We start from the raw sequence: 378 nt of genomic DNA, 5'->3' as shown, positions 1-378 counted from the left end.
GAAAACAAAGATTCGGATATTAAAAAAATTAAGTATCCTACTCCAGCACAGTATAAAAAAGAATTTGAATGGCTTAAAGAAGTTGACAGTCTTGCTCTGGCAAATGCTCAAATGGATCTAAATAAAGCATATAAAAATTTCTTTAGAGATAAATCAATAGGTTTTCCTAAATTCAAAAGTAAGAAAAGTAACTATAACAGTTATACAACCAATAATCAAAATGGAACAGTTTATATCAAAGATGAACATATTAAATTACCTAAATTAAAATCCATGATAAAGATAAAAAAGCATAGGGAATTCAACGGAATAATTAAATCATGTACTATATCACAGGTGCCGAGTGGCAAATATTTTATATCTATACTGGTTAATTGT

General features: G+C 27.2%; 1 pseudogene. It reads left to right on the top strand.

Annotation, left to right across the window (positions count from 1 at the left end):
• Positions 1 to 378, top strand: a pseudogene (locus ACFHWD_RS20690) (RNA-guided endonuclease TnpB family protein); the annotation flags it as partial.

Source organism: Clostridium sp. MT-14 (assembly GCF_042436595.1).
GTDB classification, from domain to species: domain Bacteria; phylum Bacillota; class Clostridia; order Clostridiales; family Clostridiaceae; genus Clostridium_B; species Clostridium_B aromativorans.
This window is presented reverse-complemented; position numbering and strand designations above follow the sequence as displayed.